9 protein-coding genes, 1 tRNA gene and 1 pseudogene are annotated in these 14307 nt (G+C 39.5%); 2 read left to right on the plus strand and 9 right to left on the minus strand.

Annotated elements, in window-relative coordinates:
* Window positions 1–14: 14 nt before the first annotated feature.
* The 9 genes and pseudogenes from DMB82_RS07100 to DMB82_RS07140 all read right to left on the minus strand — a co-directional run bounded on the left by DMB82_RS07100 (window position 15) and on the right by DMB82_RS07140 (window position 10980).
* Window positions 15–1222: pseudogene (locus DMB82_RS07100) on the minus strand (IS256 family transposase).
* A 61-nt stretch (window positions 1223–1283) separates the two neighbouring features.
* Complete coding sequence (locus DMB82_RS07105) at window positions 1284–1550, minus strand: cell wall-binding protein (protein WP_116162673.1); 267 nt, start codon at window positions 1548–1550, stop codon at window positions 1284–1286.
* Window positions 1551–1809: 259 nt separating this feature from the next.
* Window positions 1810–3027 (minus strand): relaxase/mobilization nuclease domain-containing protein, encoded by a 1218-nt coding sequence (locus DMB82_RS07110; RefSeq protein ID WP_116162671.1) that lies wholly within the window; start codon window positions 3025–3027, stop codon window positions 1810–1812.
* On the minus strand, window positions 2996–3433 hold the full coding sequence (locus tag DMB82_RS07115; RefSeq protein ID WP_208644316.1) for an ATP-binding protein: 438 nt from the start codon (window positions 3431–3433) through the stop codon (window positions 2996–2998). The genes DMB82_RS07110 and DMB82_RS07115 overlap by 32 nt, the downstream gene beginning before the upstream one ends.
* 539 nt (window positions 3434–3972) lie before the next feature.
* Window positions 3973–5175, minus strand: a complete 1203-nt coding sequence (locus DMB82_RS07120; protein WP_102117681.1) for a hypothetical protein — start codon at window positions 5173–5175, stop codon at window positions 3973–3975.
* Window positions 5172–5618 (minus strand): response regulator, encoded by a 447-nt coding sequence (locus tag DMB82_RS07125; RefSeq protein WP_102117682.1) that lies wholly within the window; start codon window positions 5616–5618, stop codon window positions 5172–5174. Before DMB82_RS07125 ends, DMB82_RS07120 begins: the two co-directional genes overlap by 4 nt.
* 6 nt (window positions 5619–5624) lie before the next feature.
* Entirely contained in the window at window positions 5625–9083 is a 3459-nt protein-coding gene (locus DMB82_RS07130) for a hypothetical protein (RefSeq protein ID WP_116162669.1), read from the minus strand.
* A 383-nt stretch (window positions 9084–9466) separates the two neighbouring features.
* On the minus strand, window positions 9467–10726 hold the full coding sequence (locus DMB82_RS07135) for a tyrosine-type recombinase/integrase (protein ID WP_116162667.1): 1260 nt from the start codon (window positions 10724–10726) through the stop codon (window positions 9467–9469).
* 179 nt (window positions 10727–10905) lie between these two features.
* Window positions 10906–10980: transfer RNA gene (locus DMB82_RS07140), tRNA-Arg, on the minus strand.
* Window positions 10981–11581: 601 nt separating this feature from the next.
* Here DMB82_RS07140 and mlaA point away from each other — a divergent pair.
* On the plus strand, window positions 11582–12343 hold the full coding sequence (gene mlaA, locus DMB82_RS07145; RefSeq protein ID WP_116162665.1) for a phospholipid-binding lipoprotein MlaA: 762 nt from the start codon (window positions 11582–11584) through the stop codon (window positions 12341–12343).
* A 378-nt stretch (window positions 12344–12721) separates the two neighbouring features.
* Window positions 12722–14305 carry a malate dehydrogenase (quinone) gene (mqo, locus tag DMB82_RS07150; RefSeq protein WP_116162663.1) on the plus strand — a complete coding sequence of 528 codons (1584 nt, stop codon included), beginning with the start codon at window positions 12722–12724 and terminating at the stop codon, window positions 14303–14305.
* Window positions 14306–14307: the final 2 nt, after the last annotated feature.

The following is a 14307-nucleotide window of genomic DNA, read 5'->3' on the forward strand; positions in this document are numbered from 1 at the left end:
TAACTGCCACCTTATTAAAGGTGATCGCTCAGACGGTCACCGAACTCGATTATAAAACGGCTCATCGCCAGCCGCCAGTTTTGGATCGGCATACTCCATTTCTTTGAAGCATTCTTGATCGCCAGATAAATCACTTTTCGCACCGAGTCGTCTGTCGGGAACACCTTTCGCTTTTTGGTGGCTGCACGGATAACGCTGTTCAGCGACTCGATAGCATTCGTGGTGTAGATGGCCTTGCGGATATCAGGCGGATAACCGAAGAACGTATTGAGATTTTCCCAGTGCGCACGCCAGCTTTTGCTGATTTGCGGATATTTATCGTCCCAGATACCCGCGAACGTATCCAGCGCTATCAGCGCGGCTTCCTCTGTCGGAGCCTGATACACCGTTTTCAGCCCGCTGGTGACGGCTTTGTAATCCTTCCACGACACGTATTTCAGGCTGTTGCGCACCATATGGATGATGCACAACTGGATGTGCGTCTGAGGATAAACGCTGTTTATCGCATCCGGGAAGCCCTTCAGGCCGTCCACGCAGGCAATCAGGATATCCTGAAGGCCCCGGTTTTTAAGCTCCCTCAGTACGTTCAACCAGAACTTTGCCCCTTCGTTCTCAGCTAGCCACATACCCAGCAGCTCTTTCTGACCTTCCGTGTTGATGCCCAACGCGAGGAACACGCCTTGTTAATTACGCTACCACTGTGACGGACTTTTACCACGATACAATCAAGATAAACAATGGGATACAGTGCATCCAACGGCCTGTTTTGCCATTCGGTAACCTGCTCTTTAACCGCATCGGTGACTTTGGATATCAGCGTGGGTGATACATCAGCATCGTACATTTCCTTGAAGGTGGCGACGATTTCCCGTGTGGTCATGCCTTTGGCATACAGGGATAAAATCTGGCTGTCCATCTGCGTGATACGCGTCTGGTTTTTCTTGATGAGCTGAGGTTCGAAGGTGTTTTCACGATCACGGGGTGTACTCAGTTCAATTTCGCCATCGTCGCACAGCAGCGTTTTAGACGAGTAACCGTTTCGGGTATTAGAGCCTGATTTTGGGGCATTTTTCTCGTGCCCGAGGTGATCGGTTAACTCAGCATTGAGCGCTGTTTCGACGGTAAGCTTTGTCAGCATACGAGAAAACGCATTCAGGTCAGCTTCGGTTTTAAGGCCTTTAGCCAGTTCAGCAGCGAGTGCTTTGAGTTTCTTTTCGTCCATAGTTTGCCTGTCTCCGTTGTTGGAGTGAACATATCAAAAACAGGCAGATACACAATTTAAATTACAGTCTCTTCTTATCGTTAATTACTATTTCGGTATTACATTTATAACTCTTATCTGATTCTTTTATACAATCAATTTTCTTAACAGAATTTAGCGTTCTAAGCATTTCTTGGGGAGCATTTGGATTAATAGATTTAATTTCAGAATTGCCGTGTTCTATAGATGTATTTAAAACATTAAATATATCTTGATCTGAGGGTTCACTATCGCAACCAGACAGAATGAAAGAAGAAAGTATTATGGCAACAAATGTATATTTTTTCATTTTATTTCCCATGTAAAAATTACGTTTACAGAATTTTTTGATAATGCAATTTCCTGTTTCGATTCTCGATGGATAGCTCGCTAAAGTAAAATCACTTGTACCGATCGATGTAGCGATGTTGATAGCTGTTGACTATTATATGTATAATATTGATCTGTAAAACCGATCAATTATTCTCAAGAAAAAATCAATAGATTAGCGCATTAGGATTTAATGGCTAATGTTGGAATGGTTTTAATCTGCTGTTATTTAAGGTTTTTCATATTTTCAGTAAGCTTTTTCGTATGAATGGGGTTAATGCGTGGACGGTCAGGACTCTCTTGAATTTTCGGAAAGAATTTATCAAGTAAAAACCAAACATTTTCAATGTGTTAATGTAAATTAACCAAGGGTTGCAGCGAGTGAACTTTGCTTCTTTCTTGCTCCTGGCATTTTGTAAATCGAGGACAGCATCGATTATGCGTTGACGTTTATCTTCAATAGCAACAATGTCGGGCGTTAAAGAGGGTGCAGGTGCAACAGTTACGGGAGGGGGGAACGCTATGGAAGAGGAAAGAGACGCTATTTTCTCAGAAATAGTGAGTGATCCCTTCGTTGCATTGATTAGCTTTTTAGCAGGAGTAGGAGTAGGAGCAGGAGCAGGAGCAGGAGCAACTGGCATGGCATTTAATAGAAGTGGGTTATCGCGGTCTGGCTCGTAGTTTATGCATTTCTGAAGATTCGCCCAAGAATATTTTTTACCGAGCTGCGAAGCTTTGAAGGCTATATCACGATATGAGAACGAGAACCCGTTCATTTTTCCTGTGCTGGCGACATTCGCTGTCCAGGTGACTTCTGCAACTTCGAGTCGCTTGATAAAAGTGGGAAGTTCAGGTCTGTCAGCCAAACTTTTATCAAGGATCTCCTGAAGAGCCTGTTTAGGTGATGGGCTACTGATTCTTGCGGAAAGCATTTGTTCGTTGCGAGAGATCCTCTTCCGCTTCGCTTGCTGTGGGTCTATGGAAGCTGCGGATTTTGTCACTGTCAGATGGTGAGTCATTTCGAGTTCACTGATTATACGCGTGCTGATGAGATTCTCGTTCTTGCCGAGATAAAGCTTGCTACTGTTCATATCAATGCGACTGGCAATAATGTGTATATGTTGGCCGGCTTCGTCATCATGCAAAACGTAACAACGCAGGTGAGTCTCACTAAACCCAATCCTCGTCATGTAATCGTCAGCGAACGCCACCCATTGGGTCGGTGAGAGTGATTCGCCCGTGGGTAAGCGTAGCGAGTTGTGCCATACAGGTTTAGCAACGTCCGGGCGTCGCTGTTTTGACAGATTAAATTCTTCAATAAGGTCTGTTGCTTTATATCCAAGCAAATTTCCACCGATGACGATAGGGTCTTGCTTGTGATGCGAACTCGGTTTCAATACATAGAGAACGACCCCAGAGAATGCCTTACCTCTTTTGATTTTTTGCATTCCCTTCATCAGACACTCCTTTTCCCTGTCTATCGATATTGAGTAAATTTATTCGCAGATCTTTAATGAGTTTATTCACATAGAAAATTTCTGTTTTTGTCAGATCACTGTCTGTGTTTTTATTTTTTAAATGCGAAAGAACACGATTAAATTGCTGGGAAATTTCACCTAACAGCTTCCATGTCTCGACGTTGATTGCAGGCACGACAGGAGGGAGTTGATTCAGGGATGCCATGCGAAGCCATTCCCCCTTACTTTTATCACCTCGTCGGGTATTGATAAGCGCTAATTCTTCTTTATTCAATCTGATGCTAATGCAATGTATTCGCAGTAATTGAACGGGGGTTTTAGGGAATGAGATTTTCCTGATGGGTTTGGTTTTTTTTATTTCTGATAGGGTTGTTTTTTTATTCATATAAATTCCTTTTCAAATGTGCATATTGATATTTCTTGCACGGTGAGTCATTCCTTTACAATACTTAATAAAGTTTATTCGAAATGCTATGTATGTCAATTGCAAGGGTTTAACTTGGGTTTACTTTTTCAACCGAAGAGCGAAAAACAAGGCAACTTAGAGAAGCGGAGCTTCGATGAGTTAGCCCTTGCTTAGAGATTTAAAGGTGAATGGGGGGCATTAAAGCAATGGGGTGGGATAAGAGTAAAGCTAATTAATACATCAATTAATAACACACTATTGCTGAATTACAATTGATTATTAGAAAATGCTAATACAGTTTGAGTGTTATTTAATATGGTTATATTAGTTAAAATGAAATCTGAAGCTGAGTATGTTCACTTGAGCTTAGCGTAAAACCCTCTGATTATATTACTGAAACTTGCGGTTTAATTTTTTTAATTAAATCATATCATTATTTGATATGTATTTTGATTGTAATTTTAACTGAGGCGCTATTAAAGCGCCTCAGAATACTTACTAAAAGACTAACAGTATAATTAGTCCATATTATGATTATTTTCTAAACTTACAGGATTCAATGCTTTATTTTTTTCCTTTTTAATATTTGCTTTTCGTTTTATTTTCCCAATAACCTTGCAAAGTTTAAGTGTTAATTTATACAGAATGCTTTGTGAATCACCATCATTTATTAATGGTATTTTTTTTGTATCGGTAAGTAAAGGTAGCCAATTCTTTTCCATAAATTCATCCCTAAAGAATGAACTATGTCCACCAGGATGAAACCTGTTAATTTTCCTTTGGCCGGAAAAACCATCAAATCCCGTTACACCACCTAAACCAACCTCGGGGACAAAGGCCTCATTAATTGCCAATGGGTAGTCATTGACAGCACATTCATTGATTAACGTAAATGTTTTATTCAAGCAAAGATAATCGAAATCGTAATTCCTATCTAAAACAGATCCGCAAAGAATAATTAAATCTAATTCTTGCAGTAAATACTGATCTTTAATTTTCTTTAAGGCATTCATTAGAATATAAGTGCCAAAGCTATGAGCTATACATATTATTCGTTGGCTTCTATTATTTCTAAGATGATTTTCAAAATGTTGTAAAAATTCTTCAACTATCTTTTCCCTTTTTTCTGAGGATAAAAAGTTTAAAGTGGAAATTGAAGTGTGCTTATAACTTATTGATTCTACACTGGAAAGGGTTTGATCCTTTCTACAAATCTCAGCAAACCTTTCTTGCCATTTCCCATAGGTTCTTATCCCATGTAGGGTAAAAACAACAATGTTTGAGTTCTTATCGCCGATATTATTAAAGACAGAGCACTGATATAATATTTTTGCTTTTATAGATTCAAGCCAAGAATAATCATTTGTAGGGGCAAATAAAAGATCAAATCCAAGAGATTGATATTTTTCTTTTTTTTCTAAAATCCCTTCTTCAAGGCTTGTATATCCAAAAATACTACCAGGTGTTTTAAGGCGGCCGGCCAATATAGCTTTTAATATATCGAACCCTCCTTCAGGGTCAACATCTCCTCTCTTTAATTGTGGTAAACCAACATCAATAAAAACTATTGTATAGAATGTTCTTCGAAGAGTTGTCTTTGCATCATTGACACATTCAGCACAATCAATGAACTCGGGAGGTATGTTATGATTTAGTATTAAAAGTTCTTTGACTTTTTTTAAACGGGTTTCATCATCATCAACAATTAACAATCTATTCATGGTTGAACCATTAAAGAGCGAACCCTTTCCTTCCATTCTAAACTGGAGTTATCATAGAAAACACACCCTTTAAAATTCGTGGGATATGTTTCCATTGCTATTTTTTCCAAATTTGCAAAGTCGTAACTTTTATCATCAACAGCGAAAGATATATACTGTGTAAGAAAAATGAAATTCAAGTTGAGTTTTTTTCTTTTAATATACTTCGCAATATCCATTCCTCCGAAAGTTCTAAATTCACTTGATGGAGCCCTAATATCTTTATCAAATGTTGGCAAACTCATGTCGATAATCGCGAAATCATATTTGTTGGAGTTTAATAAAGCTATTGCACTTGAATAAGACTTACAACTATCAATATGAGTGTCTTTAAAATCAGAATAAATAAAATCTACGATCTTTTGATTTTTATAATCATTGTCTTCAATTATTATAATTTTCATAGGACCTCATTTTAATTGTATTACTTGACGGAAAATATTGTTTTCAAGTTCGACATAGAAGCGTGCATTGGGGAAGGCATCTATTATATTTTTATATACTTTATAAAGACCTGTCCCTCCTTCCTCAATTAACATGTTGTTATCAAAATTGATGCTGAATTTATTTACCCTATTTACAATGTCAATATCTATAAGCTCTTTAATTTTACTGAAACTAATCAAATTGCATACTTTAATTGTTTTCAATCCATGATCATCCACAACTTCAACAGAAATTGGGGTGGCAGTTTTATCTTTTCCGTGCTTAAGGCAATTCATATACATCGTTACTAAAGAACGAGTTAGATGTAGTAATGAATCATTACGCATTACCCACTGTATATCTTCGTAGCCTTTAAATGTCAGATTTATTTTTTGCGGAGTGTAGATACCTTCAATATACTCCTTAGATGCATATAAAATCGCACTAATATTAATGTCTTCATCAAGTTCATGCGATGGTTTTCTGAACCATCCTTCAAAATCTGAAAGTTTTTCATTGATATTATATTTAGCTAACTTAATCTTCTCGATGATTAAAGAGTCGTTGTTAATATTCGGGATAGTAACCAATTTGTTAATTAAGTTTTCACATGCAGTAGAAAAATATGGTTTAATGACTTCATTACTTAATTCTCGGACAGATTTAAAGCATTTTTCTAAAACAAACCAAATAAAATCTTTAAGTATAGATTTAAAATTATCATAACTTATGGAGCCAGCTTTCCCTACATCACGAATTTTAATGTCAAGAAAATTCTCAAACTCCTTTATGCTTTTTTCAGAAACTTGAAATAAGAAAGCAGTGTTTGGAGTTTCAGCTTCTTTATATTCACCTAAATCTGGAATTGTTAGAGGCCTAATGATATTATTTGTGGTTTGTATTTCTGTATCAATCAATGATGAAAATTCAGTTAAATAATCTGCAACTTTATATTTTTCATCATAGCTTAAATTATTTATTTCATTTAACCAAAAATGAGGTATCTCATAAGAAGCTTTCGCAATATCATTTGATATCTTTGAGGTTACTAAGTTATCAGCTTCGAATACACTTCTTATATGATTTGGTAAAACACCGTGTCTTATTTCTGAACTGAGGTATCGAACTAACCCAAACTCGTTATTCATTATAAAGTCATTTATGATATTAGAATATATTATACTATAATAATAATGTTTTGCTTTAGCAGATTCATGAGGGGTTAGTTTATCTTCTAATAAAAAATCATCGCCTTCTGAAGAGGATAAATAATAATCTAGATATATTGAAACATCATCGGATTGTATTTTTTTAATCATTTCAAAAGCAGAGCTGTAATAGTCATCTCTTAATTCAAGAATGCCATCGAAATCGATATGAATTTTATTTTGAGCATGATGATTAGTTAGCCTGCTTACTAATAATTTTTGATAAATATCAACTTCTTCTTTTGATAGTTTGTCTATTTGCTTTTGAGTTAATAATTTTTGATTGTCCTTTTCAGACAAAAGATCTATGATTTTCAATCTTTCTGTCAGCATTATAACTGTATCCGAAATATTTTCTAAGCCACTAAGAACAGGCTCATCACATACATGGATTAATAAAAACAATTCATCTTTACTTAATCCACGACCTTCCGAAACTAGATCGCTGGGTTTGGAAAGATTTAGATTACGAAGATAGTCATCTACATAAAAGGATGTTACGTCTCTGAAAGATTTATCGTAATATTGTTGAAACAGATGTGAAAATATAGCAGCTTTTATGAGGTTTGAAACACAATCTATGTCATCATCAATTTTTTTTGCGATTTCAGTCATAGGGAATAAAATTAGATCGGAACTTTTACTCATGCCTTTTTCTATTACGCGTTGTATAAGTGAATCATAGTTTTTGACTTTGGCTAAAGAGATATACTCATAAAAATGATAATCTGGAGTAGTAATGTCCCTTTCATTTTTCAAGTCTGAGAGTATATTCGTGATCGATTCTGACATTACTCCTTTATCTGCTTCATAGAGCAGTTTTTCTCTAAGTTCCCTTGACTGAGTTAATCTTGGTTGATTCACAAAAGCATTGGTATCGATGAGTTTATTATTTTTTAAAGTACGAATGAATTTTGGAGTGATACTAAATCCATTACTTATTAAATGATAAATAGAGTATTCAAGCTTTGCATTGTTTTGATAGGGATAAGAAATATAAAATGGTTGTAGAATTGTATTTACAAAATCAAAGCAAGATAATTTAAAATACAAGTCTTCGGCGTATTCAATAGCTGAAGAATATTGATCTGTATATAGGTAGGCCTTGATTAAATTCGATACAAGAACTTCAATAATATCCCTATTGTTTATTTTATCTAAGAATGTTTTGTGCCTTTGGGAGAAAATTATAGATCGTGCAAGTAAGTCTGTTAGAATTAAACTTCTGGGTGCTTTTCCTAAATACGCATTACATTGTGAAATTACTGATTCATAATTCCCCTCTGTATACTCTTCTATTATATGCTCAATTTCAGGTTGAATATTAGTAGATAAATTATGTGTAAATAGATCTCTCATCATTGACCACGAATGATCAATATTCAACGCTGCCATTTCAATTATAAATTCTTTAACATATGAATTTGTCTCAATATTATTTGACAAATTATAAGAAACCAATTCTGAAACAGCTTTTTTGATGAAGATGTATTTATCAACCGGATAAAGTTTGTGTGTGTATTTTATAATGTTGGAAAATTCTCTTTCATTATCCATGAAGTATGGAAATAAAAGAATGGACAAAAAATCTGCATAGTTTTTTCTCCATGGCTGATTTCTTATGTTATCAACAATATTTATTTTAGATTTTTGCTTAAAAGATAAAGCGCTATGAGAAGTGTGTTTGTTATAGAGATAGCCTGTTATCAAACTTAGTTGAGAACTTTGATCTATAGAGTAGGTCTCTTGTGAGATTTGTTTGTTTGATAAAGAATCGATAGTCATGCTTGCATCTAAGGACCATATGCTTCTTCCGAAACAATGTTCTATTTCCCTAAGTATATTGTAAGCATCATCATAATTATTTTTTAAAATATCATTTTCTAATTGCTCTTTAAGTGAAACAAATTCTATTAACCGATTAGAATTATCTTTCGCAAATGCTAAAAAGCAAAATAAATTGAAACTTTCAGATAGTTCTTTTTCTTTAGTTAAATCTAAGTAATCTTTTCTGTTAAATCCGCTAAGATTTAACAAATTGCGCATGGAAACATTTTTATAGCATGCCGAGGCAAAGCTTTTAACATTTTTTTCATTTAACACTTTGACTTCTTCGTCAAGTGATTTAAGTGCTTTTATTTTTCCAAAGTTTCCTTTTCCCGTATTTTTACCATAATTTCCAAGTATGGTTTTTAGCTTATGGTTGTTTGCAATATCAAACAAAAAATTTGCCATATTTAAACCTTCGAATGATTTTCAGTGTAATTTGGATTAGGCACGCTACCGCCCCAAGAAAATTAATCTTGTGACGTGGTTTAACAGTTTGTGTAATGCTTAACTTTCAAGGTCTTTCAGAGATTTGCAATATACTTTGGTTACTAAGTTACTAAGTTACTAAGTTACTAAGTTACTAAGTTACTAAGTTACTAAGTTACTAAGTTACTAAGTTACTAAGTTACTAAGTTACTAAGTTGCTAAGTTTGTTACTTTATCCCAATCAGAATACATACGCTTATTGTTGCAATTTAAAAAATTAGCACGCTAAATAATTATTATGGTGAGGACTGTTCAATTTGATTTTTTGTAGCTGATTTTTTCATAATTCTTATGCATTTTCGTCAATCATATTTAATTTTATGTGCGAACTCAAACGGAGTAACAGCTTCCTTTTTACAGCTATCAAGATAATCAGCCCACCATTGCAACATGAGTCTCCTTTCTTCAAGATGCTCGGCCTTATGTATGTATGCGGCTCGAACCGAGTTTCGTTCCTGATGGCTCATCTGGTGCTCTACGGCATCTCTCGACCATAACCCTGATTCGATTAATGCGCTACAAGCCATTGTTCTAAAACCATGCCCACAAACGTCAGTTTTTGTGTCATAACCCATAGCGCGAAGCGCTTTGTTTATGGTGTTCTCACTTATCGGTTTATCGTCTCGACTAAAGCCGATAAACATGAGTTCTTTCTCACCACTGATTTTCTGAAGTTCTTGAAGTTGAGTCTTGGCCTGTTGACTCAATGGCACTAGGTGAGGCGATTTCATTTTAGAGCCTCTACCAGAATACTTTACCCCTATCAGCTCTTGCCGTTCGCCAGGGATCGTCCATAACGAATTGTTTAAATTCACTTCTGACCAACGAGCAAATCTCAGCTCGCTTGAACGTATGAAAGTCAGCAAAGTCAGTTGAACTGCAATTTGAGTGATGCCTTTGCCTTTATAAGCTTTAATCCGTTTAAGAAGGTCTGGTAGTTGTTCTAGAGGAAGTGCAGGGCGATGATTGCTCTTGGCTGTGGTAACAGCACCAGCAAGATCATAGGCAGGATTTTGGTCGATCAATGCATTGTGGACAGAATATCGCATGATTGCGGTAATTCTTTGTTGCAGTCGAGCTGCAAGTTCAAGGTGTCCTGCTGCCTCGGCTTTTTTTAGTGGAAGTAGTAAATCGCGGGTTTTGAGTTCAGTGATGTTCCGTTTGCCTATCACAGGAAACAAGTGTGAAATTAAGCTGTTTAGGACTGTTGTCCTGTGGCTGACAGACCATGTTCTGTTACTTGAATGCCAATTCCGGGCGACGGTTTCAAAAGTGAGCAACCCTTTCTCTTCTATTTTTCCCGCTTTTCTCTTTTCACCAGGGTCAATGTTGTTGGCAATGAGTTGTCTTGCTTCATCCCTTCTACGACGAGCTTCAGATAATGACACCTCTGGATAGACACCCAAGGCCAGCATTTTTTGTTTACCGGAAAAGCGGTATTGCAGACGCCAGTATTTAGACCCGTTAGGCTGAATCAGGAGGTGCATACCGTTTCCGTCTGTCAGCTTGACGGGTTTTTCAGTAGGTTTTGTGTTTCTGACTTTAATCTCAGTAAGTGCCATTGAAAACCTCCTGCAGTGATGGTATCTGCATTATCGAACTTACCATACCAACATAAATACCAACAAAACAAGCTGGATATTGAAATATCTTAGTAGAAGGTAGTAGACGATGTGAGTAATTTAACTTAATGAATTTACTGGTTAAAGTGGGGGTTAGTAGACGTTCGTAGACAAGGTGATGGTGTCCCCGACTGGAATCGAACCAGTAACTAGCCCTTAGGAGGGGCTTGTTATATCCGTTTAACTACGGGGACATGAAGCGGAGCCATTATACGCATTTTTGCTCTGAGAATAAGCGCTTAACGGCGCGTTTGCTCAAAGTGTCGGCAATCAGCGTTTCTACTAGTGTTTTTCTACATCATTCTCATGCGTCTTTTGGCGTTTGCCGTGGGATGAATGACTCATATCGTTGAGGATTTGTCTGGATTCTGGAGGTGGGTTCATAGCGATTCTCTCGACGAGTGGGCCGGTTGGTGCCTTGCTAACGGTACTGACGTTGAGGGGCGAGCACCGCCCCCCTGCCGATAACCGTAGCCAGTTTTTACAACATGGGGCGTTGCATGACTCACTGATTTAGGCTGGCGATGCTAAGCTGTGAGGGGAACACGGGAATACCGTACTGTCGCCCACGCTGGAGCGCGTGTCGCAGCGATGCCGCGTGTTGTCCCCATAAGAAAAATGGCAAACCTCTGAAAATGCAGTAATGCGTAAGCCAACGTAGCGATGGAGCGATAAAATGTTACACTGTTGGCCGATATCCCGTCCTTGTCGCTCAGCCTGATAGGCTGGTGCTGATACTGGGAATACCCATTTTCGGTCGCGGGTATAGCACACTATAAATCAGGGAGAACAGATATGAATTACCGCCTGAGTGGGGTGGTGTTTGCCAGCGTGTTACTGATCGGCTGCGCCAGTTCCGGGGATCGAGTTCAAGAAGGACGTTCTGATCCGCTTGAAGGCTTTAACCGTACCATGTTCAGCTTTAACTATGACGTTCTGGATCCTTATCTGGTGCGTCCTGCGGCTGTGGCCTGGCGCGATTATGTACCGACGCCCGCGCGTAACGGACTGGGGAACTTCTTCAGCAACCTGGAAGAACCTGCAACGATGGTGAACTACTTCGTTGAAGGCAAGCCGTATAAAGCGATGATTCACTTTAACCGCTTCTTCCTGAATACCTTGCTCGGGATGGGCGGCCTGATTGACGTGGCCTCAATGGCGAACCCGAAACTGGCGAAAGAAGAGTCTCGCCGCTTTGGTAGCACATTAGGCCATTATGACGTGGGCTACGGGCCTTATGTGGTGGTGCCAGGCTACGGTAGTGTGACACCTCGTGAAGACGGCGGTGGCGTCGTAGATACGTTGTATCCGATGCTGAGCTATCTGACGTTCTGGATGTCCGCAGGCAAATGGGCTATCGAAGGGATAGAAACACGAGCACAGCTATTGGATTCCGATGGTCTGCTGCGTAACTCTTCCGATCCTTATCTGATGGTGCGTGAGGCCTACTTCCAGCGGCATGATTTCCTTGCCAGTGATGGAAAACTCACCCCGCAGAAGAACCCGAATGCGGCAGCGATTGAAGACTCGCTCGACGAGATCGATTCAGCGAAATAGTGTCGCGTCACATCGCTCATTTCACAGGCACCTGCGGGTGCCTTTTGCTTTTATAAAACTTTGCTTTTATAAAACACTGCTAAACTTACTTTTACCATGATGATTCTGTGGTTTGTTTCTTAAAAGTTATTACTTTGTTGTCCATTTATTTACTTACTAAAATTTATTTCCTTTCGTCAGATAACAATAATGCTACGTCGTTAACCGCTACCGCTGCCCATCCTGGTTGAAATGTGTCTGCACGCTGATTTTTTTGTTAGCAAGGTGATTAACAAAAAGGTCATAAGAATGATGCCTTTTACGGATGATAGCGTGTTCGTGTGTTAATGAATGCCCAGAATTCTATTTACCTGCACTGATAAAAATAGAGATATAAGCATGAAAAAACTACTTGCTATGTTCTTCTGCCTCAGCGTGGTGGTTAGCGCCCCACTAGCGATGGCTGAAGAGGCTGAAACGACAGCGAAGACAACGGATGTGGTACTGATCGGCGGGGGCATTATGAGCTCTACGCTGGGCGTGTATTTACAGGAACTGCAACCAGACTGGTCTATCGATATGGTTGAGCGGATGGATAATGTGGCGGAAGAGAGCTCGAACGGCTGGAATAATGCCGGTACGGGTCACTCGGCTTTCATGGAACTCAACTACACGCCGGATAATCCCGACGGCCCAATCAATATCAGCAAAGCGCTGGAAATTACCGAAGCCTTTGAAGTCTCACGCCAGTTCTGGTCCTATCAGGTGAAAAACGGCGTACTGAACAATCCGCACTCTTTCATTAACAGTGTGCCGCACATCAGCTTCGTCTGGGGTGACGAGAACACGGCTTTCCTGAAGCATCGTTATGATGCGATGCAGCACAGCACGCTGTACCGTGGCATGGAATTCTCTGACGATCCCAATACGATCAAAGAATGGGCGCCGTTGGTGATGGAAGGTCGCGATCCGGCTCAGAAGATTGCGGCGACTCGTATGCCTATCGGTACCGACGTGAACTACGGTGAAATCACGCGTCAACTGGTTGGTGCGATGAAAACCAAACCCAACTTTGCGCTGCACCTGAATTCCGAAGTGCGTGATATCAAACGCAATGCGGACAACACCTGGAGCGTGGTTTACGCCGATCTGAAGAACGGCGAGAAAGAAAGCGTGATTAAGGCGAAATTTGTCTTTATCGGTGCGGGTGGGGCGGCGCTGCAACTGTTGCAGAAATCCGGCATTCCTGAGGCCGACCTGTACGGTGGCTTCCCGGTTGGTGGTGAATTCCTGCTGACAGAAAACCCGGAAATCGTGAAGCGCCACATGGCAAAAGTTTACGGTAAAGCTTCCGTCGGTGCGCCACCGATGTCCGTTCCTCATCTGGATACCCGTATTTTTGATGGTAAGCCAGTGCTGCTGTTCGGGCCGTTTGCTACATTCTCCAGCAAGTTCCTGAAAAACGGTTCGCTGTGGGATCTGATCGGTTCCGTGACATTTTCCAACGTGATGCCGATGACGCACGTCGGTCTGGATAACTTCGATCTGGTGAAGTATCTGGTTGGTCAGGTCATGATGGATGACGACGATCGTTTCGCCGCGCTGCAGGAATACTTTCCGAACGCCAAGAAAGAAGACTGGAGACTGACGATCGCCGGCCAGCGCGTTCAGGTTATCAAGAAGGATGATGATAAAGGTGGCGTGCTGAAGTTGGGTACCGAGATTGTTAGTTCACAAGATGGCTCGATTGCCGCGCTGCTGGGTGCCTCTCCGGGCGCGTCTACCGCAGCGCCGATTATGCTGAGCCTGCTGGAAAAAGTGTTTAAAGATAAAATCGCGACGCCAGAATGGCAGGGCAAGCTGAAAGAGATCGTTCCATCTTATGGTCAGAAGCTGGACGGTAATATTGAAATGACCAATAAAATCCGCAGCTACACCAGCAGCACGCTGGGCCTTGACTACATTGAGGTTAAGCCAGAGTAATC

The organism is Pectobacterium aquaticum (assembly GCF_003382565.3).
Taxonomy (GTDB): domain Bacteria; phylum Pseudomonadota; class Gammaproteobacteria; order Enterobacterales; family Enterobacteriaceae; genus Pectobacterium; species Pectobacterium aquaticum.

Coding starts and splice junctions, on each gene's coding strand:
- DMB82_RS07105 (WP_116162673.1), bottom strand. CDS start 1,550: ATGAAAAAATATACATTTGTTGCCATAATACTTTCTTCTTTCATTCTG.
- DMB82_RS07110 (WP_116162671.1), bottom strand. CDS start 3,027: ATGAAGGGAATGCAAAAAATCAAAAGAGGTAAGGCATTCTCTGGGGTC.
- DMB82_RS07115 (WP_208644316.1), bottom strand. CDS start 3,433: ATGAATAAAAAAACAACCCTATCAGAAATAAAAAAAACCAAACCCATC.
- DMB82_RS07120 (WP_102117681.1), bottom strand. CDS start 5,175: ATGAATAGATTGTTAATTGTTGATGATGATGAAACCCGTTTAAAAAAA.
- DMB82_RS07125 (WP_102117682.1), bottom strand. CDS start 5,618: ATGAAAATTATAATAATTGAAGACAATGATTATAAAAATCAAAAGATC.
- DMB82_RS07130 (WP_116162669.1), bottom strand. CDS start 9,083: ATGGCAAATTTTTTGTTTGATATTGCAAACAACCATAAGCTAAAAACC.
- DMB82_RS07135 (WP_116162667.1), bottom strand. CDS start 10,726: ATGGCACTTACTGAGATTAAAGTCAGAAACACAAAACCTACTGAAAAA.
- mlaA (WP_116162665.1), top strand. CDS start 11,582: ATGAATTACCGCCTGAGTGGGGTGGTGTTTGCCAGCGTGTTACTGATC.
- mqo (WP_116162663.1), top strand. CDS start 12,722: ATGAAAAAACTACTTGCTATGTTCTTCTGCCTCAGCGTGGTGGTTAGC.